This is a genomic window from Exiguobacterium sp. s56, from assembly GCF_018618255.1.
Classification (GTDB): domain Bacteria; phylum Bacillota; class Bacilli; order Exiguobacteriales; family Exiguobacteriaceae; genus Exiguobacterium; species Exiguobacterium chiriqhucha.
Map to the genome: position 1 here is coordinate 1 of NZ_JACSLR010000009.1, position 24,364 is coordinate 24,364.

26 protein-coding genes, 8 tRNA genes, 1 rRNA gene and 1 riboswitch are annotated in these 24,364 nt (G+C 53.0%); of the genes, 31 read left to right on the plus strand and 4 right to left on the minus strand.

Annotated elements, in window-relative coordinates; translation table 11 throughout:
- From rrf to KNP71_RS09555, 29 genes are all read left to right on the plus strand, one after another.
- Positions 1-83, plus strand: a 5S ribosomal RNA gene (gene rrf, locus KNP71_RS16110); the annotation flags it as partial.
- Between the two features lie 8 nt (positions 84-91).
- Positions 92-166 (plus strand) — tRNA-Asn (locus tag KNP71_RS09420).
- Between the two features lie 5 nt (positions 167-171).
- A tRNA-Glu gene (locus KNP71_RS09425) sits at positions 172-246 on the plus strand.
- Between the two features lie 3 nt (positions 247-249).
- A tRNA-Val gene (locus KNP71_RS09430) sits at positions 250-325 on the plus strand.
- Between the two features lie 29 nt (positions 326-354).
- Positions 355-427, plus strand: a tRNA-Thr gene (locus KNP71_RS09435).
- A 6-nt stretch (positions 428-433) separates the two neighbouring features.
- Positions 434-517: transfer RNA gene (locus KNP71_RS09440), tRNA-Tyr, on the plus strand.
- Positions 518-522: 5 nt separating this feature from the next.
- Positions 523-595: transfer RNA gene (locus KNP71_RS09445), tRNA-Lys, on the plus strand.
- 7 nt (positions 596-602) lie between these two features.
- A tRNA-Gly gene (locus KNP71_RS09450) sits at positions 603-677 on the plus strand.
- 15 nt (positions 678-692) lie between these two features.
- Positions 693-768: transfer RNA gene (locus tag KNP71_RS09455), tRNA-Ala, on the plus strand.
- A gap of 199 nt (positions 769-967) precedes the next feature.
- On the plus strand, positions 968-1,870 hold the full coding sequence (gene rocF, locus KNP71_RS09460) for an arginase (protein ID WP_021065188.1): 903 nt from the start codon (positions 968-970) through the stop codon (positions 1,868-1,870).
- A gap of 141 nt (positions 1,871-2,011) precedes the next feature.
- Positions 2,012-2,587, plus strand: coding sequence for an RNA polymerase sigma factor SigW (sigW, locus tag KNP71_RS09465; RefSeq protein ID WP_021065187.1), 576 nt, complete (start codon positions 2,012-2,014; stop codon positions 2,585-2,587).
- The gene (locus KNP71_RS09470; RefSeq protein WP_029594435.1) at positions 2,584-3,219 is read left to right on the plus strand and encodes a polymer-forming cytoskeletal protein; all 636 of its coding nucleotides are present in this window, start codon (positions 2,584-2,586) and stop codon (positions 3,217-3,219) included. Before sigW ends, KNP71_RS09470 begins: the two co-directional genes overlap by 4 nt.
- A 135-nt stretch (positions 3,220-3,354) precedes the next feature.
- The gene (gene cdaA / locus KNP71_RS09475) at positions 3,355-4,215 is read left to right on the plus strand and encodes a diadenylate cyclase CdaA (RefSeq protein WP_021065185.1); all 861 of its coding nucleotides are present in this window, start codon (positions 3,355-3,357) and stop codon (positions 4,213-4,215) included.
- The gene (locus KNP71_RS09480) at positions 4,216-5,496 is read left to right on the plus strand and encodes a CdaR family protein (RefSeq protein WP_214830551.1); all 1,281 of its coding nucleotides are present in this window, start codon (positions 4,216-4,218) and stop codon (positions 5,494-5,496) included. It abuts the gene before it with no gap.
- Positions 5,497-5,531: 35 nt separating this feature from the next.
- On the plus strand, positions 5,532-6,890 hold the full coding sequence (gene glmM / locus KNP71_RS09485) for a phosphoglucosamine mutase (RefSeq protein WP_214830553.1): 1,359 nt from the start codon (positions 5,532-5,534) through the stop codon (positions 6,888-6,890).
- A gap of 359 nt (positions 6,891-7,249) precedes the next feature.
- Positions 7,250-9,046, plus strand: coding sequence for a glutamine--fructose-6-phosphate transaminase (isomerizing) (glmS, locus tag KNP71_RS09490; protein WP_058765069.1), 1,797 nt, complete (start codon positions 7,250-7,252; stop codon positions 9,044-9,046).
- A gap of 217 nt (positions 9,047-9,263) precedes the next feature.
- Positions 9,264-10,445 carry an MFS transporter gene (locus tag KNP71_RS09495; RefSeq protein ID WP_214830555.1) on the plus strand — a complete coding sequence of 394 codons (1,182 nt, stop codon included), beginning with the start codon at positions 9,264-9,266 and terminating at the stop codon, positions 10,443-10,445.
- A gap of 153 nt (positions 10,446-10,598) precedes the next feature.
- On the plus strand, positions 10,599-11,159 hold the full coding sequence (locus tag KNP71_RS09500; RefSeq protein ID WP_214830556.1) for a hypothetical protein: 561 nt from the start codon (positions 10,599-10,601) through the stop codon (positions 11,157-11,159).
- Positions 11,160-11,290: 131 nt separating this feature from the next.
- Positions 11,291-11,851 (plus strand): YdhK family protein, encoded by a 561-nt coding sequence (locus KNP71_RS09505; protein WP_021065855.1) that lies wholly within the window; start codon positions 11,291-11,293, stop codon positions 11,849-11,851.
- A 113-nt stretch (positions 11,852-11,964) separates the two neighbouring features.
- Positions 11,965-12,444 carry a DUF2975 domain-containing protein gene (locus KNP71_RS09510; RefSeq protein ID WP_214711172.1) on the plus strand — a complete coding sequence of 160 codons (480 nt, stop codon included), beginning with the start codon at positions 11,965-11,967 and terminating at the stop codon, positions 12,442-12,444.
- A 10-nt stretch (positions 12,445-12,454) separates the two neighbouring features.
- Entirely contained in the window at positions 12,455-12,661 is a 207-nt protein-coding gene (locus tag KNP71_RS09515; RefSeq protein ID WP_021065857.1) for a helix-turn-helix domain-containing protein, read from the plus strand.
- Positions 12,662-12,756: 95 nt separating this feature from the next.
- On the plus strand, positions 12,757-13,443 hold the full coding sequence (locus KNP71_RS09520) for a DUF975 family protein (protein WP_214830558.1): 687 nt from the start codon (positions 12,757-12,759) through the stop codon (positions 13,441-13,443).
- A 67-nt stretch (positions 13,444-13,510) separates the two neighbouring features.
- Positions 13,511-14,443, plus strand: a complete 933-nt coding sequence (locus tag KNP71_RS09525; RefSeq protein ID WP_251132794.1) for an NAD(P)/FAD-dependent oxidoreductase — start codon at positions 13,511-13,513, stop codon at positions 14,441-14,443.
- Positions 14,444-14,515: 72 nt separating this feature from the next.
- Entirely contained in the window at positions 14,516-14,989 is a 474-nt protein-coding gene (locus KNP71_RS09530) for a YfbM family protein (protein WP_058765057.1), read from the plus strand.
- Positions 14,977-15,480 carry a GNAT family N-acetyltransferase gene (locus KNP71_RS09535; protein ID WP_214830562.1) on the plus strand — a complete coding sequence of 168 codons (504 nt, stop codon included), beginning with the start codon at positions 14,977-14,979 and terminating at the stop codon, positions 15,478-15,480. Before KNP71_RS09530 ends, KNP71_RS09535 begins: the two co-directional genes overlap by 13 nt.
- Positions 15,481-15,565: 85 nt before the next feature.
- Positions 15,566-16,009 (plus strand): MarR family winged helix-turn-helix transcriptional regulator, encoded by a 444-nt coding sequence (locus KNP71_RS09540; RefSeq protein ID WP_021065862.1) that lies wholly within the window; start codon positions 15,566-15,568, stop codon positions 16,007-16,009.
- A 3-nt stretch (positions 16,010-16,012) separates the two neighbouring features.
- Complete coding sequence (locus KNP71_RS09545) at positions 16,013-18,667, plus strand: MMPL family transporter (protein WP_214830564.1); 2,655 nt, start codon at positions 16,013-16,015, stop codon at positions 18,665-18,667.
- A 100-nt stretch (positions 18,668-18,767) separates the two neighbouring features.
- The gene (locus KNP71_RS09550; RefSeq protein ID WP_021065864.1) at positions 18,768-19,052 is read left to right on the plus strand and encodes a putative quinol monooxygenase; all 285 of its coding nucleotides are present in this window, start codon (positions 18,768-18,770) and stop codon (positions 19,050-19,052) included.
- 14 nt (positions 19,053-19,066) lie between these two features.
- A complete protein-coding gene (locus tag KNP71_RS09555) occupies positions 19,067-19,951 on the plus strand; it encodes a VOC family protein (RefSeq protein WP_214830566.1) in 885 nt (294 codons plus the stop codon).
- A gap of 19 nt (positions 19,952-19,970) precedes the next feature.
- On the opposite strand, the gene KNP71_RS09560 is transcribed toward KNP71_RS09555, so the two are convergent.
- Together KNP71_RS09560 and KNP71_RS09565 are read right to left on the minus strand one after the other, a co-directional pair.
- Positions 19,971-21,800, minus strand: a complete 1,830-nt coding sequence (locus KNP71_RS09560; RefSeq protein WP_029594451.1) for an LTA synthase family protein — start codon at positions 21,798-21,800, stop codon at positions 19,971-19,973.
- 113 nt (positions 21,801-21,913) lie between these two features.
- Positions 21,914-22,312 carry a VOC family protein gene (locus KNP71_RS09565; RefSeq protein ID WP_214755960.1) on the minus strand — a complete coding sequence of 133 codons (399 nt, stop codon included), beginning with the start codon at positions 22,310-22,312 and terminating at the stop codon, positions 21,914-21,916.
- 93 nt (positions 22,313-22,405) lie between these two features.
- On the opposite strand from KNP71_RS09565, the gene KNP71_RS09570 reads away from it, so the two are divergent.
- The gene (locus KNP71_RS09570; protein ID WP_165569440.1) at positions 22,406-22,906 is read left to right on the plus strand and encodes a YcxB family protein; all 501 of its coding nucleotides are present in this window, start codon (positions 22,406-22,408) and stop codon (positions 22,904-22,906) included.
- Positions 22,888-23,367, plus strand: a complete 480-nt coding sequence (locus tag KNP71_RS09575; RefSeq protein WP_021065869.1) for a GNAT family N-acetyltransferase — start codon at positions 22,888-22,890, stop codon at positions 23,365-23,367. Before KNP71_RS09570 ends, KNP71_RS09575 begins: the two co-directional genes overlap by 19 nt.
- On the opposite strand, the gene KNP71_RS09580 is transcribed toward KNP71_RS09575, so the two are convergent.
- Together KNP71_RS09580 and thiW are read right to left on the minus strand one after the other, a co-directional pair.
- The gene (locus KNP71_RS09580; protein ID WP_029594454.1) at positions 23,362-23,628 is read right to left on the minus strand and encodes a hypothetical protein; all 267 of its coding nucleotides are present in this window, start codon (positions 23,626-23,628) and stop codon (positions 23,362-23,364) included. The two genes, KNP71_RS09575 and KNP71_RS09580, sit on opposite strands and share 6 nt — an antisense overlap.
- 64 nt (positions 23,629-23,692) lie before the next feature.
- Complete coding sequence (thiW, locus tag KNP71_RS09585) at positions 23,693-24,181, minus strand: energy coupling factor transporter S component ThiW (RefSeq protein ID WP_138858585.1); 489 nt, start codon at positions 24,179-24,181, stop codon at positions 23,693-23,695.
- Positions 24,182-24,245: 64 nt separating this feature from the next.
- Positions 24,246-24,344, minus strand: a riboswitch (TPP riboswitch).
- Positions 24,345-24,364 lie beyond the last annotated feature (20 nt).

The following is a 24,364-nucleotide window of genomic DNA, read 5'->3' on the forward strand; positions in this document are numbered from 1 at the left end:
CCCATGCCGAACACGGAAGTTAAGCGCTTCAGCGCCGAAAGTAGTTGGGGGTCTCCCCCTGTGAGGATAGGACGCTGCCAGGCAAGATCATTCCGCAATAGCTCAGTGGTAGAGCAACCGGCTGTTAACCGGTAGGTCGTAGGTTCAAATCCTACTTGCGGAGCCAATTAAGGCCCGTTGGTCAAGCGGTTAAGACACCGCCCTTTCACGGCGGTAACACGGGTTCGAATCCCGTACGGGTCACCATTTGGAGGATTAGCTCAGCTGGGAGAGCACCTGCCTTACAAGCAGGGGGTCGGCGGTTCGATCCCGTCATCCTCCACCATCTTTTTAATAAACAATCAAACCATATATGCCGGTGTAGCTCAGTTGGTAGAGCATCTGACTTGTAATCAGAGGGTCGAGGGTTCGAATCCTTTCGCCGGCACTCCTTGGGGGGGTAGCGAAGTGGCTAAACGCGGCGGACTGTAAATCCGCTCCCTCGGGTTCGGCGGTTCGAATCCGCCCCCCCCCACCAGGTTTGAGCCATTAGCTCAGTTGGTAGAGCATCTGACTTTTAATCAGAGGGTCGCAGGTTCGAGCCCTGCATGGCTCATTTTTATGCGGAAGTAGTTCAGTGGTAGAATACGACCTTGCCAAGGTCGGGGTCGCGGGTTCGAATCCCGTCTTCCGCTCCATATTATTCCCTTGACGGGGCCTTAGCTCAGCTGGGAGAGCGCCTGCCTTGCACGCAGGAGGTCAGCGGTTCGATCCCGCTAGGCTCCACCATTTGTTTTTTTCTTAAGTTACTTATGACTTAAGTTTTTTTTTGCCTAAATCCATGAACCATTCACTTGAGAGTACAGAGAAAGGCAGCCTGCCACCATTCAGGCTGCCTTTTTGTATGTTTATTCATCATTGTGTGAAGTTGAACCACGCGTTTGGTAGCGTTTACAATGAAGCTATAAACGTTCAAGGGGGAATGGGGATGAATTGGTCATATATTGAAGTGCCGCTACGTTATGGACAGGGGAAACATGGCGTAGAACAAGGTCCATCAAAATTACGGACACTCGGATTGGAAACACTATTGCCAGCAGAAACGAAGCAACAGACGATCCGTGTCTTACCTGAATCTGAAATGATTAACAGTGAAGAGCATTTGAAGCGGGTAGATGGAGTCTTATACACGGTCCAAGAACTCGCGGAGGTCGTCGATGCAGACATTCAAGCGAAGCGATTCCCGTTGATCGTTGGGGGCGATCACAGCATGGCAATCGGAACGCTGGCGGGTCTTGCCAAAACGGGGCCATACGGTGTCATCTGGGTCGATGCGCACGCTGACCTGAACACGGGTGAGACCTCACCATCGGGCAATATTCATGGGATGCCACTTGCTGCGGCGATGGGGATGGGAGATATCCGCCTGACCGAGGTCGGTGGACGTGAACCGAAACTCGCGCCCGAACATTTGGTGTATATGGCGCTTCGGGATATCGACGAAGGTGAAATTCGAGAAATCAATCGACTCGGTATTAAAGTAATCACGGTCGAAGAGATTCGGACACGGGGCGTCGACGTCATGATGGACGAGGCACTCGCTTATTTGCGCGCACGTGTGGACCGGTTCTATCTTAGCTTCGATATGGATAGCTTGGATGCGAAACTTGTTCCAGGTACCGGCACGCCAGTCGATCAAGGACTGACCGCCGAAGAAGGCAAAGCCATCTTGGCCGAAGTAATGAAGGCTGACGATTTGATTGCGGTCGAACTCGTAGAATTAAATCCATCGCTCGATCATGATGACACAACGGCCCAGTTGGCGTTCGAGTTATGTAAGACGATTTTGAAATCCAAAGAAAACCTGTTATTGGAAAGTGAAACTGTCTGACGACCTTACAGTTTCCAAGTCTGTTTGCTACAATGGACTTGGAAACTTTTTTTATTGTCATGCGATTTTAATGAAACCTACATAGAGACAAATCCGTATAGAAGGATGACCGCATAGGTTGCGGAGAGGGGAAGTGGACTGATGGAACGGCTGACCACCCGTTTAGTCGACGAATTAAGGTCGGGGAATCATGATTCGTTTGCTGAGCTGGTAGAACTGTACAAGGATGGTGTCTTTGCTGTCGCTTATAAGATATTATATGATCGAGGCGAAGCGGAAGATGCTGCCCAGGAGACGTTTATTCGGGCGTATACCCGAATCGATACGTATGATCCCCAGTACAAGTTCAAGACGTGGATTTACCGGATTGCGACAAACGTGGCAATCGACCGTCTGAGAAAGCGAAAGCCGGAATATTCAATGGATGCCGAGATTGCGGGCACCGATGGCTTGACCTACCAGGACCACTTGGCTGATGAAGCACCCCAACCCGACGCCCAAGTCGTTCATCGCGAAATTCGAGGCGAGATGCATGAAGCGATTAAACAGCTGCCCGACAAGTATCGGATTCCATTGCTGTTGAAATACGTGGATGACTTATCGCTTAAGGAAATTAGCGTCATGATCGATATGCCGGTTGCTACGGTTAAAACAAGGATCTTCCGGGGAAGAGAAATGTTAAAAACAATCTTTCAAAACAGGGAGGGGTTCAATTGACTCCTGAAGAAAAAGTACAACAATATTTGGAAGATGGCATCCTGCCCGAAGAATCTGACGAACTACGTCAATTGTTGGAGGACGACGATTTATATGAAGCGTACCTCCACTACGAACGAATAGATGCCGAACTGAAGGCCTTACCACGGCCCAAACTATCCGATGATTTTACAGCCCGTGTCATGGCGTCCTTACCGGAAGCGAAAGCACGGGTCGAGGTCGCACCAGTGACTCGATTTGAAGAAAAAGTCCGGACAAAACAGAAACCACAATCTAAATGGATGACGTGGTTCCGTAAGCATCCAGGACTGATGGCGGCCGCTCTCTTCTTTAGTTTGATGTCGAGCGCGACACTTGGCTTATGGAATGAATCGACGGAGACGATGACATACACGAAAGTGCCGGGCATCGTTGTGACATCGAACGAGGTGGTCGTCCCACAAGGTGTAACCGTCGAGCGGGACATCACGGTGCAAGGCGGTGACCTCCGGATTGAAGGGACGGTCAACGGGAACGCGACGGCCGTAAATGGTCGGGCTTATCTGGCTAGCGCTGGAGAAGTCACGGGAGAACTCGAACAAATCGATCGGATGTTTGAGTGGATGTGGTATTCGTTCAAACAAATCTTCTAAAAGAAGGCGCCGGAGACGGCGTCTTTTTGGTTCGTTTCAATCTGGTTTCGTTTTATCGTCTGGCGATGCGTGGTTTCAGAAATGTGATATAATGTAATTTGCACGAATTGGCTAGGTAGTTGAGGAGGGGAGCATTTGCCGCTACTTGAACAGGTTTCATTCTTATCATTCTTTAGTCTTTCAGAAAACGTACATTGGTACGATTATTTGAATGACGTTTTAGATATTGTCGTCGTCACGTATGTCATCTATAAATTGATGATGATTGTACGTGGGACAAAAGCGGTCCAATTGATTAAAGGGATTTCCATCATCCTTGTCAGCTGGTTCCTCAGCGGATTCTTTGGTTTGAAGACGTTACAGTTCTTATTGAACCAGGTCATCACCTACGGATTACTTGGGATTATCATCATCTTCCAACCGGAACTCCGACGTGGGCTCGAGCATCTAGGGCGAACGAGTAACTTGTTCGGTCGCACGAGCACAAGTGACGAGGATAAACAGCGTCAAATGATTGAAGCGATTGTCAGCTCGGCACAATATATGTCAAAACGTCGCATCGGTGCGCTGATTGCGATTGAACGCGATACGGGATTGAATGAGTATGTCGAGACCGGGATCCGCATGGATTCACACATCACGTCACAACTGATTATCAACCTGTTCATTCCGAACACCCCGCTCCATGATGGGGCAATGATTATCCAAGATGGGAAAATTGCGGCAGCAGCCTGTTATTTACCATTGTCGGAAAGTCCACATATCGATAAAGCGCTAGGTACCCGACACCGGGCCGCCATCGGGGTCAGTGAAGTGACGGATAGCGTGACGCTCACCGTCTCTGAAGAAACAGGCGCCGTGTCGCTCGCGATTGCGGGACGTCTGTATCGAGAGTTGGATGAGGAGGGACTTCGCAATAAATTGATCCAAGAACTCGTTATTGAAGAAAAAGAGACGACACTCTCGTTCTTCAATAAAAAAGGGGGGGACAAGTAAGTGATTGATCAGTGGTTACAACATAAATGGTTTCTCCGCGTCATCGCACTTGCTTTAGCCATCCTACTTTATTTCATGGTCGCCGAGACGAGCTCGTCGACCAACTCCACAAACGCCCTCCCGATTGTCGGACAAAGTTCGATGACGCTCGACGTTCCCGTCGAAGTGTTCTTCGATGAGGTGCAGTACGTGGCATATAACGTCCCAGAAGAAATGAGCGTCGAACTGCAAGGTCCGTCCAGCAGTTTGACGATGACCAAGTTGGTGAAAGATTATCAAGTCTTCGTCGATTTAACGAACCTTGGGACAGGCTTCCATCGCGTTCCGGTCGAGGCACGCGGCTTTGGCGGAGACGTCAACGTCGAACTCGAGCGGGATACGGTCGAAATCTATATTGACCGCAAACAGACGGTCGAAGTCCCGGTATCGGTCAACCTATTGAATAAAGACCAATTGCCAGAAGGGAAAGTGGTCGGTGACGCCGACATCGAACCGACGACAGTGAAAGTGTCGGGCGGTGCCAGTCGGATTCAAAACGTTCAAGAAATCACGTTGAACGTCGATGTCGCCAATCAAAGTCAAACGTTCACGCGTGAATTGACGCCAACGATTTTAGATGCCAATGGCAATCCGCTCAATGTTACCGTCGAACCGAACATCATCAGTGTGTCGGTGCCGGTCTACGAACAAAGTGCCGTCTTCCCGATTGAGGCGGTGACGACCGGTGACGTGGCAGATGACTTCAGACTCGTCGACACGTTGCTAGAAGAGACGGAAGTCCGTGTCTTTGCGCCACAAGACGTGCTCGATGCAATCGACACCGTCGAGACGGAGCCGATCGATTTAGACGGCATCGACAAGACCGGAAAAGTGACCGCAACGCTCGCCGTGCCGGAGGGTGCCTCATCGCTTGAGACGAAGCAAGTGGAAGTCCAATTGCTCGTTCGAGCGGCGGATGAGTCGCGAGACGACACGGGTGAATTGACGGAACGAGTCCGATTGACAGTACCTGTGACCGTACGAGGATATGACCGAACGAACTTTACGCTCCAAGCCCCTGAAGTGATCGGGGTCACCTTGTCCGGGAAGCGGTCCCTCTTAGAGAGCATCACGTCGAACAGTGTGAGTGTGACCTTGGATTTGACGGGCCTCCCGAGCGGGTTACACGGGGTCGACGTCGACTATGAAGTACCAAAAGGTGTGACCGTCGTCTCACCGAAGACAATCGACATCGAGTTAACGAGCGTCGATGAACAAACCGAAACGTCCTCGATTCAATGAGGCGTTCAATCATACAAAAGTGAGGAATTGAATTTATGGGTAAATATTTTGGAACTGATGGAGTCCGCGGTGTCGCGAACTCAGAATTGACAGCAGAGTTAGCATATCGTTTAGGTCGTGCGGGCGGCTACGTGTTATCGAAACACTTGCCAGCTGGCGAACAGCCAAAAGTATTGATTGGCCGTGACACACGCATTTCAGGTCATATGCTTGAAGGTGCGCTCATCGCGGGTCTCCTATCAATCGGAGCCGAAGTGATGCGTCTCGGCGTCATCTCGACGCCAGGTGTCGCTTATTTGACGAAGTCGCTCGATGCGACGGCTGGTGTCATGATCTCGGCATCGCACAACCCGGTAGCCGATAACGGCATCAAGTTCTTCGGTAGCGACGGCTTCAAGCTCGACGACGCGACAGAAGCGGAAATCGAAGCGATTTTGGATGCGGCGGAAGACACGTTGCCACGCCCGGTCGGAAAAGACCTCGGCTTTGTCTCAGACTACTACGAGGGTGCACAGAAGTACCTTCAAATGTTGAAACAGACGGTTGACGAAGATTTCGACGGTCTCCATATTGCCCTTGACTGCGCCCATGGTGCGACGAGCGGATTGGCAGCACGTCTGTTTGCTGACCTCGAAGCGAACGTCTCGACGATTGGCAACTCGCCGAACGGCTTGAACATCAACGAAGGTGTCGGCTCGACACACCCTGAGCATTTGGCACAGTTCGTTCGTGAAAAAGGAGCGGACATGGGTCTCGCCTTTGACGGCGACGGCGACCGCTTAATTGCAATCGATGAGAACGGTGATATCGTCGACGGCGATAAAATCATGTACATCTGCGGGAAGTACTTGAGCGAGAAAGGCCGTCTCAAAGACAACACGATTGTCGCGACGGTCATGAGTAATCTCGGCTTCCATAAAGCGGTTGAAGATGCTGGTATGACGGCGCTTCAGACGGCGGTCGGTGACCGTTATGTCGTCGAAGAGATGAAGAAACACAACTACACACTCGGTGGCGAGCAGTCGGGTCACCTCATCTTCCTCGACCACTCGACGACGGGAGACGGCATGCTCTCTGGCGTTCAACTCGCCCAAATCGTGAAGACGACAGGCCGCAAGCTATCAGAACTCGCGGCTGAGATGCCGCTCTACCCACAAAAACTCGTCAACATCCGTGTCACGGACAAAAACGAGGCGATGAACGGCGACCGCGTTCTCGCGACGATTCAAGAAGCGGAAGCAGAAATGAACGGCAACGGCCGCATCCTCGTCCGCGCTTCTGGTACGGAACCGCTCGTGCGCGTCATGGCGGAAGCACCGACATCAGAAGAGTGTGACCGTTATGTCGAACGAATTGCACAAGTTGTTCGCGAAGATTACGGTGTAGAAGGATAATTTTGTCGAAATAGGGAATAAAACAAGGGAATCCGTCTGCGGGTTCCCTTTTTGTTTCCGTTTTGTCACTGTGAAATTATGTGATTTTCTTGACGAATGGAGGTGTGATTTGTACTATTAAGAGCGTGCCCTTAGAAACGGAAGGACACCCAGTACGAAACAAGCGCCAGAACTCTACGGAGTTGACGAGGTTGGAGGTTATCGAGTTTTCGGCGGATGCCTCCTAGTCGCCTGTCACGACTACAAGCAAACCCTCAAAACGCCCGGGCGACCGGACGGCCAAAGGGGAGCGCGTTGACAGCTCTTAGAAAAAGCCCGTTTCCTTTTTCGAGAAATCGAAAATAAAGGGAGATTTTTGTATGTGTGGAATTGTAGGAATGATTGGGAACACCGGAGCGAAGGAAATCCTTCTCAAAGGTCTTGAAAAACTTGAGTACCGCGGTTATGACTCGGCAGGTCTTGCTTTGATGCATGATAACGTGAACGTGCATAAAGAAGTCGGCCGAATCGCTGCGCTACGCGAAGTCGTCCCAGCAGAAGTAGATGGCACGATCGGAATCGGTCACACACGTTGGGCGACACACGGCGTGCCGAGCGTCCCGAACGCCCACCCGCACCAGAGCACGACGGGCCGCTTCACGCTCGTCCACAACGGTGTCATCGAGAACGACGAGCAGATCAAGGCGACGCTCGACGTCCCGTTCCTCTCGGAGACGGACACGGAAGTCATCGTCCAGTTGATGGAGAAGAACTTCGTCGAACTTGGCGACGTCGAGGCGGCGTTCCGCAAGACGTTGGCTGAGCTCCACGGCTCGTACGCAATCGCGATGATCGACTCAGAGGATCAAGAGCGCCTCTACATCGGTAAGAACAAGTCACCGCTCCTCGTCGGACTCGGCGACGGAACGTTCAACGTCGTGGCGTCTGACGCGATGGCGATGCTCCAAGTGACGGACCAGTACCTCGAGCTCCACGACGGCGAGATCGTCATCTTGACGCGCGAATCGGCGACGATCAAGACACTCGACGGCGAGGTCCTCGAACGTGCCCCGTACACGGCCGAGATCGATGCGTCTGACATCGAGAAGGGCACGTACGCGCACTACATGTTGAAGGAGATGGACGAGCAACCGGCCGTCATCCGCAACATCATCCAGCACTACCAGAACGACGCCGGTGACATCGAGCTCACGGAAGGCGTGCGCTCGCTCGTTTCGGAAGCGGATCGCATCTACATCGTCGCTTGTGGTACGAGTTACCACGCTGGTCTTGTCGGCAAGCAATTGATTGAGCGCGTCGCAGGTGTTCCGACAGAAGTGCACGTCGCTTCTGAGTTCGGTTACAACATGCCACTCCTCACAGAGAAGCCGTTGTTCCTCTTTATCTCACAATCAGGTGAGACAGCGGACAGCCGTGCCGTCCTCGTCGAAGTGAAGAAGCGCGGCTACAAGGCGCTTACACTCACGAACGTTGCCGGTTCGACGCTCTCACGTGAAGCGAACGAGACGATGCTCCTCCACGCCGGCCCGGAAATTGCGGTCGCATCGACGAAAGCGTACACGGCCCAAATCGCCGTGCTCGCCATCCTCGCCTACGACATCGCTCGTGCGAACGGCAAGAAGCTTCCGTTTGACCTCATGACAGAGCTCGCGCGTATCGCGACGATCATGGACTCGGTCATGGCTCAAAAAGAAATCTTTGAGCAATTGGCAGACAAGTTCTTGAAAGAGTCACGCAACGCGTTCTTCCTCGGTCGCGGTATGGATTCATACGTCGGTCTCGAAGGTGCCCTCAAGCTCAAAGAGATCTCGTATATCCAAGCAGAAGGCTACCCAGGTGGTGAGCTCAAGCACGGACCGATCGCCTTGATTGAAGATGGCACACCGGTCATCACACTCGTCTCGCAACCGAACACGCACCTCAACATCCGCGGAAACATCAAGGAAGTCGTCGCTCGTGGCGCCGTTGCTTGCACGATTTCGATGGAAGGCATGGAACACGAGAGTGATTCATTCGTCTTGCCGCGTGTCGAGCCACTGCTCACGCCGCTCGTGACGGTATTACCGCTTCAACTCATTTCTTATTATGCGGCACTTGCGCGTGACTGCGACGTCGACAAGCCACGTAACTTGGCGAAATCAGTCACAGTCGAATAAATGATAGGCCAAGATCTTTCGGGATCTTGGCTTTTTTTGTTGTGATTTACGTCATGCGAACCGGCTTGTATACTGAAGGTATAACGACTAAGGAGAGAACGCCATGCAAATCCAACTATTTGACACATTCATCCTGCCGGAGGACGTGCGTTCATAAGTTGGCCACCTCCTCCGATGATTCACTGTATTGGAACAATCCTATCGGAGGAATATACAATTGAAGATTCAACAGCTGTATTATGCAGTATCGAGTTCGCGTTCGCTCATCATACAGATGGTGTTCACGTTGAACGCCATCTATTATGTGACGACCGCCGAGTTGAATGCGTTACAACTCGTCTTGATCGGAACGATATTAGAAGTATCGATTTTACTATTTGAGCTACCGACCGGTCTCGTCGCCGATTTATATGGGCGGAAGCGGTCGATGGTCATCGGTATCGGTTTGATTGGACTGGCCCATTTGCTAGAAGGGGGCATCCCTGAATTTTGGGCCATCGCGGTCGCGTCAGCGTTATGGGGTATCGGCTGGACGTTCATCAGCGGGGCCGAACAGGCATGGATTGCCGATGAGATGGGGAATGATGGCTTAGAACAAGTGTTTTTGCGAGGTGCACAGTATAGCTCACTCGGCCGCTTCGTCGGAATTGGGTTCGCCGTCCTCCTCGCTGGAGTCACGTCTGTCCAAATGACAATCGTGCTTGCCGGGGGGATGTTGGTGGCGCTCGCGATCATCGCATGGCGCGTCTTGCCAGAGACGCGGTTCGAACCGATCACGCGAGCCGATACGTCGAATCTCGTGCAAGCGAAACGGACGGTTCGAGACGGATACACCCATATCCGTGGCAATTCGATTCTCGTCGGCTTGGCTGCCATCACGCTCGTCTGGGGTCTCGCTAGTGAAGGATTCGACCGGTTATGGGGCGCGCATTTGATTGAGACGTTCCAGTTGTCGGAACAGGCGGCCGTGTATTGGTTCGGTTTGTTCTATGCCGTCGCGTTTCTACTCAACATGTTGGTGTTGAAAGGTGTCGAGCTATACGTCAAAGGACGCTATGCGACGACCTTGTTTTGGTTCAACGTGCTGCTCATCATCGCGATGCTTGCTTTCGCCTCGGTCGGACAGTTTTGGTTGGCCGTGTTGCTGTATTGGACGATTGCGGCACTGCGTAACGTGCACTATCCGCTCATGAGCGTCATGACGAACGAGCGGCTCCCATCGAAAGGCCGGGCGACGATTTTGTCGATGTTCGGTCAGGTCGACGCGTTCGGTCAAGTCGCCGGGGGTCCGCTGATTGGATTGCTCGCCCTTTACACGTCGATTCAAGGAGGGCTTGGGGCAGCGGCGCTCTTGCTCCTCCCGATGTTGGTTTTCTTGAGAAAAATCAAGCACCATTGAGGCACAGACCGTCCCGTGATTCGTTCGGGGACGGTCTTTTTGTGACGATGTGGAGAATTCGATTGGAAACCGCCAACTAGAAAGAGAGAACTCGTTTCATAGTTGAAAAAGTGGTCAATAGGATAGTAGGACGCATAAAAGGGGATGAGTATCATGAACATTGTCCATGGAAGTCACCGGACGCATTGGGCAATCGGGTTGTTGATCGGTTTAGTGTCGTTCCTACTCAGCAGTTTCCTCTTCAGTCTCTTCATTGAAGCCGGTGTGCTCGTCACGTTCCTCACCGGTGTCGTCGGCAGCATCCTGTTGTTCTTATTGCTCGGTCACCGAGAACACTTGATTCGAAATGTCGGTTTGAGCACGATTGGCATGGTCGCCTCCATCTTGCTCGGGTTTACGGTCGGTGAAACGTTCGCGGCCATCTTCCCGACGCTCGGTGACACGTACGGAAACACGGCATTCCTGATTATGGTGACGACGGCCTTCGGTACGATGCTCGGCGTCATCGTGTACGGGAAGAAGGCACTCGGCTTCTTCCTATTGGCCAGCTTCGTCACGGCACTCGTGTTGACCGTCTTGATTGAAGTCACGAACGTGATGCAAGGCCAGTTCTGGCAAGGTGTTGATTTGAATTACGTGCTCATCGTGACGACAATCGGAGCGGTGGCCGGGTTCGCGCTCGGCTTGTTCGAGGATGTGAAGCACGCGCATTAATTAGAAGATCGCCGCGAGGCGGTCTTTTAATGTATCAAAGCGATAACAAATCATCGCATCGGTCTCAAAAACGTCTCACCACCTCGATAGCAGGGTAACGTATAAAGATAAAGACGTAAGGGAGAGATTCGATGAGACAGAAAAAATGGATGACCGGTTTGAGCGCGATGTTGCTCGCGACGACTTTGGCAGCTTGTGGAGATGCCGAGGAAGAACAGACGAGCGATTCGACAGAAGAACATTCGGACCATTCGATGATGGACCATTCGGGATCAGGAGAGGTGCCGAGCGGGTTAAGTGAAGCGACAGATCCGACGTTCCCGGTCGGGTCGACCGCGATGATGACGGCCGACCACATGCCGGGCATGGATGGCACCGAGGCGACAATCGTCGGTGCATATGACACGACCGTCTATTCGGTTTCTTATACCCCGACGGATGGAGGTGACCCGGTCGAAGATCACAAGTGGGTCATCCATGAAGAACTCGACAATCCAGGTGAGGCACCGTTAGAAGAAGGGACCGAAGCCACTCTGGCCACGGACCATATGGACGGGATGGACGGCACCGAGGCGACGATTGATTCGGCCGAACAGACGACGGTGTATATGGTCGACTTCACGACAAACGACGGGGAAGACGTCACGAACCACAAATGGGTCACAGAAGATGAACTCGAAGCCGTAAAATAAAAATCAACCTCAGGATATCCTGAGGTTTTTATTTATTAACGGTGATTATTTATTGATAAACGATAAAAAACAGATTATGATGAAGGTATCAAACGAGGTGAGGTGTCTGAATCATGAAACGAGAGACGGTTTTTTTACGGTTGGCCGTATTCGTTCTGGCTGTCCCGATTGTGGCGGCCTGCTTGTTGTTGCTTCCGTACATTTGGCGCGAGGCGGTCGAGAGTGGGAGTTGGATTGAGGACTCGATTCGTCCGATTGTGATTGGCATGTACGTATCGGCCATCCCGTTCTTCATTGCGTTGTTCCAAGCGTTCATGCTGCTACGGTTGATCGACCGAGACGAGGGTTTTTCGTATCGGGCTGTCCAATCACTCCGCACAATCAAGTATTGTGCGCTGGCAATCACGGCCGTCTATATCGGGACGCTCCCTTTCTTCTACTGGTTCGCCGAGCGAGATGATGCGCCTGGGTTCCTTCTCATCGGGCTCGTCTTTGTGTTTGCCGCGTTTGTCGTCGCCGTATTTGCGGAACTGTTACAGAAACTATTGAAGCGTGCGATCGACATGAAGCAAGAAAATGATTTGACGGTCTGAGGTGAGACATATGGCGATTATCGTAAATCTTGACGTAATGTTGGCGAAACGAAAGATGAGTGTGACCGAGCTGTCTGAAAAAGTGGGTATCACGATGGCGAACTTGTCGATTTTAAAGACCGGCAAAGCGAAAGCGATTCGTTTCTCGACGCTCGAAGCAATCTGTCAGGCGCTCGACTGTCAGCCGGGCGACATTTTAGAATATCGGGAAGAGTGATGGACAGGGCGATTGCCCTGTTTTTTGTGGAGTTTGAAACGTTTTCCATCACGTTGCGTATAAGACAGGAAAGAAGAACGAAAAGGGGAAACAAGATGGTCCAGACATGGAATGATCGGGCGCGCACCGCAATAAAAGGGAAGACGGGTACATTGATCCTCTGGTCATTTGTATGCTCGATTGTATTAGAAGTTGGATTGATGATGGACCCGTATTATTACGGATTCGAGTATGATACATTGGCACTCACATTGATTAGCCTAGCGGGTCTCATCTTGTACGCGGGACTGCTCCCGGTCCTCGTCGGTTATAACTGGGTGATGTTAGAAACAATCCGTGGGAAGTCGATGTCGTTACGCGATATCCTTACGCCGTTCCGACATCGCTACGTGAAACATTTGCTCGCCTCATTGCTCGTCATGTTGTTCCAAGTGCTATGGTCATTGTTACTGCTTGTACCAGGCATCGTGAAGTACTTCTCGTACGCCTTCACCTTCTTTATCTTGCGCGACGAGCCCGATTTGTCCATCACGGAGGCGATCACGAAATCACGGACGTTGATGCGCGGACGAAAGTGGGAGGCATTCAAGTTGATTTTGCCATTCATCCCGCTATTCTTGGTCGGATTGACGTTCTTTATCAGCATCGAATCCGTCATTCTCGGATCGTTGATTTACCTCGTTGCGATTGCACTCATCCGCCCGTTCATCGTCAGCCGTTTCGCCGTCATGTATGAAGACACGCGCCGTGAGTATGATGAGCAATGGAATCGATCGGCGTGAAGCGCATCGGTTCCGGCGACGGGTCCTCGGTCATGATACAATCTTCCTGACAGAAGGGGGAATGGACATGAACATTGGTATTATTGGTGCCGGACTGAGCGGGATTGTCGCAGCACGCGACCTCGCCCGTCACGGTCATACAGTTGAATTGATTGAAAAGAGTCGGAGCGTCGGGGGACGCTTGGCGACGAGACGGATCGGAGACGGCAAAGCCGATCACGGGGCTGTCTATTTCACCGTACGAGGGGAAGAACTCAAACAAGATGTCGCCGACTGGCAGACGAAAGGGTGGGTCAACGTGTGGTACGCCGACCCGTATCCGCGCTACGTCGCCGTCGACGGGATGAACGCCTTGGCCAAACGGTTGGCTGACGGATTGACCGTCCATTTGAACGAACGGGCCGAGACGGTCACGACACGAGATGGTCAGGTCAGCGTCCAGACGGATGTGACGACGCGACAGTATGATCGTCTCCTCATCACGTCGCCGCTCCCACAGACACTCGACTTGCTCACTGACTTTGCAGTCGATGCGGCGTTGCGTGAATTGACGTACGCCCCGACGTTTGTCGGCTTGTTCGAGTTCAGAAGCGAGATTGCCATCGGTCCGGACGGGATCCTCGATACGGACTTGGCGCCGGGTATCTTGAAAGTCATCAACAACCGCCAAAAGGGCGTCTCGGATACCGAACTCGTCAGCGTCTATATGGACGAGTCGTGGAGCGAGGAGTGGTATGAACGAGCGGACGAAGACACGCTTCGTGAGATTGAACGTCTGTTGCAAACGATGACAGGGTCGGCGGTGATTCAATCGAAGCAGTTGAAACGGTGGCGCTACGCGCAGGCGACCGACGTCTGGAACGAGCCTTACTATCGATTGCGGGCCGAGCCGATTTTTTTGGCCGGTGACGTCTTCCTCGAGCCGGACGACACCTCAGGTCGAACGCGATTTGAGAGTGCATACGTCTCAGGACTCCGCGTTGCGGAAGCGATGCGCTAAACCTTCTTCGGAAGGTTTTTTTCATGACCATACCGAATAGTCAGACATACGAGTTGGAGAGGGGAATCAGACATGGGGATGGTTGGCGCATACATGCGGGTATCGAGCGAAGAGTTGACCGAACTGCTTCAAGAGCCGGACCGCTTCGAAGAACTGTTGGAAGACGAGGAACGGCAGACCGATATCGATAAGGCGTGGCACGGCCTGTACTTTTTATTGACCGGTGAGACCGATTTGGACGAGATTGACCGTCATTCGCTCGGCAAGGCAGTCTTCGGCGGCGACGTTATCGACGGGGAGACAGGCCTCGCTTATTTGACGCCGGGAGAGGTGGAGGACTTGTCGACCCGGCTTCAATACATCGAGCTGGAGGCGCTAGAAGCGCGTTACGATGTCACGACGATGAATGAGCAGGAACTGTATCCGTTTGAACGTGAGTGGGGACTCGAGGAAAAACAGTATTTATTGGACCAGTTCGATGAGTTGAAACGTGTCTTCGCCCAGGCGTCGCGAGAACGGGAGGCGCTCGTCACATGGATCGGGTAAACGTAAAGGCGTTGCGTCTTCAAGATGAGGCGTTGCTGTATGCGTTCGAGTGCGCGAATCGCATACATTTCGAACGCTCGGTCCCGAGCCGTGGCGACGCCTACTATGAGCCGGAATCATTCCATCAGGCATTGCAGCAACTATTGAGCGAGCAGGCGGACGGGGACGGATGCTATTACTTGATGTGGTACGACGATACAATCGTCGGGCGTCTGAACGTCCATCACACCGATGCCGACACTGGTGAGGTCGGTTACCGGGTCGGGGCGGAGCATGGGGGCCGCGGGTATGCCACGGCGGCCCTGCGCCAATTGCTGACGTTCGAGTTGCCTGGATTCAAACGATTGAGAGCCGAGACGACAAGCGACAACGTGGCGTCCCAGCGCGTATTAGTGCGTGCCGGCTTTATCCATGACGGCGAGGCACGACAGCTGGAATGGGCAGGAAGAACGCTGACGTTTTATACATATGTGTATCCACTCGCCCGGTGAAGGAACGACTTCATCGGTCGTTTTAGTTGACGGTTGATAGTTTAGGACATAAACTATCTTTATCTAGTTTAGGGGGTAAACCAAAATGAAAGAATTGATGCGGGAAGCTGTCCAGTTGTTCGAAGAGGTCATGTTCCAAGGTGCGGAGCATGTCATCGAGGCAATGGACGGTGACGTCTGGCATGATTATTCGCGGGAACAACTGCAGCTACTCAAGCTGCTCGAACAGTTCGGTCCGATTCAAGCCGGGCAATTGGCCCAAAAACAAGGAGTTCATAAGAGCGCCGTCTCCAACCGGTTAAAAAAGCTCGTCGACAAAGAGCTCGTCGTCAGTCGACGCGGGCATGACCAGCGCGAGCGGTTGATTGAGTTGACGGAAGCCGGACATCGCATCGTCGAAGAAGCGGATGCGGCCGTCTACCGTTATGTCGAATCGTTGCTCGACGGAAACATCGAAGAGACAGAAATCGAACAGTTCGTCCGGACGTTCCGGAAAATTAAACAGCTGCTTCGAATTGGGGAGGAATAACACGTGCATAAAATCATCCAATGGCGCTGGGGCATCTTAATCGGTCTCATCGTCTTGACAGCCGCCTTGTTTGTGGCGGCCCCGAACTTGACGAAGCAGGCCGAACAAGCCGGCAGCTTCCAATTATCCGAGGACATGGACTCGCAGCGGGCGCAGGACATCTTGAACGCCGCCGGGAAGAGCGACAAGACAATTTCACTCGTCTATGAGTTCGAAACGCTCGGTGATGCCGAACGGGCCGATATTTCCCGGGTCATCGACGAGATGGAACAAAACGACACGGTCGTCAAAGACGTACTCGACCCGTTTGAAAGTGAAGAGACGGAAGCACAGCTCGTCTCGGAGGACGGCCGCATCGTGCTCGTCCCAATCACGGTCGAAGGGTCGATGGAAGACATCAACGCCTTCGCAGACGACGTGCGGGCGAACATTCTCCCGGAAGACGAGACGGTCTACATCACAGGTGAAGAAATCATCAACAACGATGTGAACTTGAGTGCGCAGGAAGGCTTGAAGAAGACGGAAATCATCACGGTCGTCCTCATTTTCGGACTGCTCCTACTCGTGTTCCGCTCAATCGTGACACCGTTCATCCCGCTCATTGCGGTCGGATTCACGTATTTATTGAGCCAATCGTTCGTCGCATTCTTTGTTGATTGGTTTGGTTTCCCGGTCTCGAACTATACGCAGATTTTCCTCGTGGCCATCTTGTTCGGGATTGGAACCGACTATTGTATTTTGCTGCTCAGCCGGTATAAAGAAGAGCTCGGCGCGGGTCACGCGATTGAAGATGCCATCGTCAACACGTACAAAACGGCAGGGCGGACAGTCCTCATCAGCGGTCTCGCCGTGTTCGTCGGCTTTGCGGCTATCGGTTTCGCCGATTTCCCAATCTTCAAATCAGCCGTCGCCGTCGCGGTCGGGATTGCTGTCTTACTGTTAATCTTGTTCACGGTCGTGCCGTTCTTTATGGCGACGCTCAAGCATCGTTTGTTCTGGCCCTCGAAAAAGGCGGGCGAACATCACGACAGCCGCCTCTGGGCCGGATTCAGCCGCATCTCGGTCAATCGGCCGTTCGTCTCGATTCTCGTCGTCGCGTTGATTACCGTACCGGTGTTGTTCACGTATGACGATGCCCGGTCATTCAATACGGTCGATGAGATCGGTGACGATTATGATTCCGTACGCGGCCTCAACTTGATTTCAGAAGGATTCGGGCAAGGGGAGTCGCTGCCGGTCCAAGTCATTTTGAAACAAGACGGCGAGCTCTCGGAAGCGGAGATTCCGTATATCGAGAAGTTCTCGAATGAACTTGAAAACATCGATGGGGTGAGCGGCGTCCGTTCGGTGACGCGTCCGACCGGTGACGTCATCGCTGACTTTTACGTCGACACTCAGCTCGAACAAGTGAGTGCAGGATTGACGGAAGCCGAGACTGGCCTCGGTGACGTCCAGGATGGACTCACGCAAGTGGAAGCTGGTCTTGACGCCGTCGTCAATCAATTGCCGGGCGGTTCAACGAACGCCGGTGCCCCGCTCGCAGAAGCGGCAGCGGGACTTGGTCAATTGAACGCTCAGCTCGGTCTGATTGGCCAAGGACTCACGGCGACGCAAAATATTCCTGCGACCGTAACGCAGCTCGGGCAAGTGTCGGCCGGTCTCGGTCAAATCGAGGCAGGCATTAACGAGGCAGCTACGGCATTGACGGCACAAGGCGCCCAAGCCGGAGAACTCGGAACGGGTCTCGGACAACTCGCTGCTGGTGTCGGTGAAGCGAACGCAGGGCTCGCTCAAATCGACACAGGCATCAATGAAGCGGCAGCATTCCTATCAGACCTGAGTAGCTCGGACAGCCTGCGCGATACGGGCGTCTATCTACCGGAAGGGACGCTCACGTCAGAGGAGTTCGCTCCAGCTGTCGAGCGCTACGTGTTTGACGACGGGACGGCGACACAGCTCGAAGTCATCCTCGAGATGGACCCATATTCGCCGGAAGCCATTGACACGGTCGAGACCGTGAAAGCGACGATGGATCGGGTCGTCACCGATACGCCGTTCGCGGAGGCAACGATTGGGTATGCCGGTATCTCGAGCATTAACAGCGACTTGAATGAGACGTCGACGAACGACTTCAATCGGACCGTCGCCATTATGCTCGTGACGCTGTTCATCGTTTTGACGGTGTTGTTCCGGTCGATGGTCATGCCGCTCTATATGATTGGCTCACTCTTATTGACGTATTACACGTCAGCGGCCATCACGGAGCTCATTTTCGTCGAAGGACTCGGCTATGACGGCATCAGTTGGGCCGTTCCGTTCTTCGGATTCGTCATGTTGATTGCCCTTGGCATCGACTATTCGATTTTCCTGCTCGACCGGTTCCGCGAGGAGTCGATTAACGGAATGACGGTGCGCGACGCGCTCGTCCATTCGATGACGAAGATGGGGACGGTCATCATGACCGCGGCCGTCATTCTTGCCGGTACGTTCGGGGCGATGATCCCGTCTGGCGTGCTCAGTCTCGTCCAGATTGCGACGATCGTCATCACCGGACTGTTGTTATACGGATTGATTGTGTTGCCACTGCTCATCCCAGCAATCACGGTATCGTTCGGGGACGGGGTATGGTGGCCGTTCAAACCGAAACACAAGAAATAATTGCAAGCGGGCGTCTCAATCGAGATGCCCGCTTTTGGGATAGATTCGTTTCGTTTAGGGAACAGATGAACGAACAGATGATTAAAAGGAGGAATCGCGTATGGAAATTACGATTACCGCTATTTTGAAGGCGCACCCGGGTAAAGAGGACGAGTTGCGACGAGCGCTCGATGAGGTCATTCCCCCGTCGAGACAAGAAGAAGGATGTTTGACGTATGTGCTCCATGAGTCAATCGACGCACCGGGCACGTTCGTGTTCTATGAGAAGTATCGAGACGAGACGGCGCTCAACGCGCACATCAACTCATCTCACTATCAGGCGTATCGGAAGGCGGCAGAGACGTTGCTCGCGGTTCGTGAGGTGTATCGTCTCCACGAAGTCTGAAAGGAGAAAAGACTATGATTACTCAACCGATTATCCCGTGCATTTGGTTCGAAGGTGACGTTGAGGCAATTGCGGAGTGGTATGTGTCGAAGTTTCCCGATTCATTCGTCGACTATACGACGAAACTGATAGACACGCCATCAGGTGAGACGACGATTGTGACCGTCTCGCTGGCGGGACAGTTCTTTCAACTGCTCGGTGCTGGTCCGCTGAAGGAGCGCAACCCGTCCATCTCATACATGGTTGCGTTCCCGACGTCGGAAGAAGTGGAGACGCTGTGGAACGAGCTTGTGGAGGGGGCAGAGGTGCTCATGCCGCTCGACACGTATGATTTCAGTGAGCGCTACGGCTGGTTGAAAGACAAGTACGGTGTCTCCTGGCAAATCATGCATAGCGGCGGGATGGACATCCAGACGGTGACCCCGTGCTTCTTGTTCGTCGGAGACGTGTTCGGTCGGGCCGAGGCGGCGATGAACGACTGGATCTCCATCTTCCCGGATTCTTATGTGCTCGAAGACCATATGATTCGTTACGAAGCGACAGACGGTCCAGAGTTGGAAGGGAAGCTCAATTACGCCCGCTTCGTCTTGTCCGGACGCGAGTTCGTCGCCATGGACAGCGCGGAGAATCATCAATTCGCCTTCAATGAGATGCAGTCGCTGATCGCATTTTGTGAGTCGCAAGCCGAGATTGACGAGTACTGGGCCAAGCTGTCGGCCGTCCCGGAAGCGGAACAGTGCGGCTGGCTCCAAGACCGGTATGGTGTCTCCTGGCAAATCGTGCCTTGGGAGATGGAAGAGATGCTGACGACCGGAACAAAGGAACAATTGGCGCGCGTGACGCAAGCGTTCTTAACGATGAAGAAAATCGATGTCGCCGCTTTACGAAACGTCTACTGACCAAAACAAGCCGTCCCGATTACTTCGGGGCGGCTTGTTTGTCGTTTGGTGTGAAGTCGGACAGGGCGTCCTTCTCAATCATTGTATCGGATAAGCGAAGCTGTTCGGCGGCCTCGTCAATGTATGGTTCACATGCTTGAAGCGGTAAGTCATCACCGGTTTCGACCGAATAACACATGCCGCCACCGACCGGCTCTGTCAAATCCGGGACAAAATAGAGGTCGTCGTAGCGGAACGAGCCGTTCCGGAACACGGTCAAATTGGGCTCGTCGTCGAGGAGCGAACTTCCAAGCATGTACGTCGGTGTCATCCCGAGCAAATCGAGGATGGTCGGGGCCAAATCGACTTGACCGCCGCTCGCATTCACCGTCTGACCTCGTTCGAGTCCGGCCGGTTTGATGAATAACGGGACGGAACGGTCAAGCTGGAACAGGTCGACCGTGGAGTCGGCACCTGCTTTCACGGCCATCTCGTCACCGGCAGCGGTCAATCCGCTGTCGTGGTCGCCATAAAAGACGACCAAGGCGTCGTCCCACGTTCCGTTGGCTTTCAGTCGTTCAATCATGAGACCGACGGCGGCATCGGTGTAGTGGACGGTATGATAATAGTCTTGGAGGAGCGGGTCCTCGTATTCCGATAAATCCAACCGTTTCTCCTCGTCCGGAATCTCATACGGCGTATGGCTCGTCAACGCGACCATGAAGGAATAGAACGGCTCGTCCAACGTGTCCAAGTGGTCGACCGATGTCGTCAGGAACTCCTTGTCGCCGACGGCCATACCGATGACCGGATCGGCCGGATAATCGTCTTGGTGGAAGAAGTGATTGTAGCCAATCTGCTCATAGAAGTTGGCACGATTCCAAAACTCCTTGTCGAACGCATGCATCGCGGCCGTATCATAGCCGGCTCGTCGTAACTGCTCAGGCAAGGCGTCAAACGTGTTCGTCGCATACTGCGTGTATACCGACCCCGATTTGACAGGGTATAGCGAGGCGTTGACGGTGAATTCCGCATCAGACGTCCGTCCCTCGTGCGTCTGATGATAAAAATTCGGGAAATACAGCATCTCGTCGAGGAGCGCATTCAGATTCGGCGTCAGTTCTTGCCCGTTAACCGTCTGGCCGATTACGGACGCTTGGAACGACTCGAGTTGGACGACGATGACGTTCGTATCGGCTGTGGTCTCAACTGGTTCGGTCGCTAACGCTTCGATTTGGTTGCGCTCCCGTTCTGTCAGGTCGTCATCGAGATGAAGGGCGTCCTGAATGCCGCGGAATGCATCGAGGCCGTGATAGCCCCAAAAGCCGAGCTGATAATACTCGCGCATATTCGAAATCGAGCTTTTCCGGTGATCTGTTTCGGCGTAATGAACGACGGTCGGGACGGTAAAGACGATGAAGCCGATAAGAAAACCGGCGACCGCCAAACGGCGACCGAGACGTTTCGGTTCCGTGATGGGGTGTCGCTTCATATAGAGGAGGACAGCCGCGTAGACGAGCAAGTCCGTGAACAAGATGAAGTCGGGCGCTTGAATCAGTGTCAGAAAGCCGCCCCCGACGTCTCCCATCTGGCCGATATCAGACAGTAGGGCGGCCGACAGCAAGTTACCGAAATAGCGGTAGTACCAGACGTCCGAGATGAGGAGCGTGCTGTGCAGAAACAGCGACGCGAACAAAATCCAGCGGCGCGTCTGTTGTTTTATGAGTAGCGCCCAACTCGTCATCATCAAGATGGTCGCTAGATTGATGAACAAAAAGCGCAGGTCGAACGCGCTCGCCGTCAACAGACTGAATAGGAACAGCTTGGCGAGGGAGAGCGATAAGTAACTCCAATAATCGAGATATTTCATGAAAGGCCTCCAAACGTTACGGACAAAGTGTGTTCTCTGTCATGTACCTGTTCGAAGACGGCGAAAAACATGAGGGTGTGCGATTTTAGCAATAAAAAAAGCGAGGCAGCGCCTCACTTGATGACAAACGTGTCCCGGAGCTCGATAATCGTGCCTTCCGGGGCTTTTAGTTTACTTAAATATCCATCGACGACGAAGTAGATGTTCCCGCCGCGCTTTGGTAGGAACGTCACGCCAAGTGATTCTAGCCGTCTCACTTCCGCTTCGAGGTCATCGACATAAAGCGCGAAGTGGACCGGGCCGGCCACATGCTTCGAATACGGTGACAACGTCTCATCGACTTTCGCCGTTTGGAGCTCGATATAAAAATCACCGAGTTTAAGCCAGCTATTGAACGCGCGCGTATGAAAGTCGGGCGACTCCTGAACGAGCTCGAAGCCGAGCGCCTCATAAAATCGTTTGGATGCCTCATAGTCGGGCGTTTGGATGCAGAGATGGTGGATTTGTTTCATGATGTCACTCCTTTCTTTTAGTTTATCCAATCAACGTTCTGAACGGAACTTTTCTTCACGTGAGACGTATAGGACACCAAGGAGGGAATGATGATGAAAATCCAATACGAATTGACAGAAGACGACTATATCCGGTTCAACTTGAGCCATATTAAACGTTCGAAAACAGGAAAGCGGATGATCCTCTTACAGCGAATCATCGGACCACTTATCTTTTTAGGCGCTGCTTTCGTGCTGGCGACGTGGCTCCAAGAGACGGACTGGTGGCTATATGGCATATACGGGGTCGCGAGTATTCTTTGGTTCCTGTATTATCCGAAATACTTTGAACGGCATGTCCGGAAGCAGACGCGGCGTCTCATCGACGAACGCAGCAACGAAGGCATGATTGGTCCCCACACGATGGATTTGGAGGAGACTGGTCTGCGCGATTTAAATGAGTTCGGCGAGACGCGTGTGTCATGGGCAGGAATCAAGGAAGTCGTCGAGGAGGACGATTATGTGTATCTATACAACTCCTCGGTCAGCGCCTATATCTTGCCGAAGCGCGGACTGGACATGGAAGAGGTGCGCCGATGGCTGCCGATACGCTGACGATTCAACTTGTCGATGACACAAACCGGGAGGCTGTTGTCGCCTTGACCGTCGCTTCTGACCAAGCTCGCTTTATCGAAACAAACGCCGAATCGCTTCGCGAGATGGAAACCGATGTCAAATATGCGTGGCAGTGCTATGCGCTTTGTCGCGATGAGCATCCCGTCGGCTTCATGATGATTGGGGCCGAGAACAAGGTGGAGCGTTACATCTGGCTCGATCGATTTATGATCGATGTGACAGAGCAAGGGAAAGGCATCGGTTCAACATGTTTACAACTTACGATTCAGTGGATGAAAGAACGCTTCGATGTCGATGACCTCATCCTCAGTCTGCATCCGATGAACGAACCGGCGAAACGGTTCTATGCGAAGGGGGGATTTGTCGACAGTGGCCTGATTGATGAGGCGAACGGGGAAGAGATTTGGGTGTATCACGTCAAACAGGGACAGCCGTCATAAGTCGGCCGTCCCTGTTTTCGTCGTCGTTGAGCCTTGAACAGCACTGCCCGCTTTGAAAAAGAGAACGATCGCAGCCACTCCGAAAATCGAGATGAACACGTTTTGGAGCAGCACATCGACGAACATCGGCTCGCTGGAGAACGTGCCCGTCGCAATTTGAGCATTCCAGCGGGTGAACGTGGCGATGCGTTCAAGCGTGTACAAGAGACCGGACATGAACAGGCAAGCGGTGGCAGCCAGTAATAGCGTCAATCGATTCAAGACATGACCTCCTAGTATGTGTTATCCTGATTTTACCATTTTCTTTAGCGGGGGCAACTCCTATTTATCGTTTCACCGTGAGCGGTCGTAATTGCTTGACCCGAGCCAAGACGATCCAGCCGAGCACGGCCCCGGTCACACTCGACGCAAGGAAGGCCGGGAAGAAGAACAGCGCCCCGAACTCGCTCCCCATCAACACCTTGGCGTACGGGACGGCGACGAGCGAGGCGATGAGGCCGGTCCCGATGACTTCACCGAATGCGGCGAAGGCGACGCGGTTCGTCTTCATATAGAAGACCCCGGCCAAAAGCGCCCCAATCATACCTCCGGGAAAGGCCAAGAGCGACCCGGTACCGGTCATGACACGGACGATTCCGGTCACGAACGCAACGAGAACGGCCCCGATCGGCCCTACGGTGACGGCGGCGATGACGTTCACCATATGTTGAATCGGATAGGCACGGGCGACACCGGTCGGAATCGAGATGAACAGGGAACCGATGACGGCGATGGCGATGAGCATCGCCATCCAAGTGAGTTGTTGAATACGCATAGATAGTCTCCTTTCAAAATGAAAACGCCACTTCTCCAAGTGGAAAAGTGGCGTGGAAAGACAGACAAATCCCACACCACTTCCCTACGCTGGTATGAGCCAGATCAGGTTCGAAGGGTCCGGCGTATGCCGTCTCAGCCCGAAGGCTCCCCTAGTGGTCGTTTATTAACATGAGTATAGCAT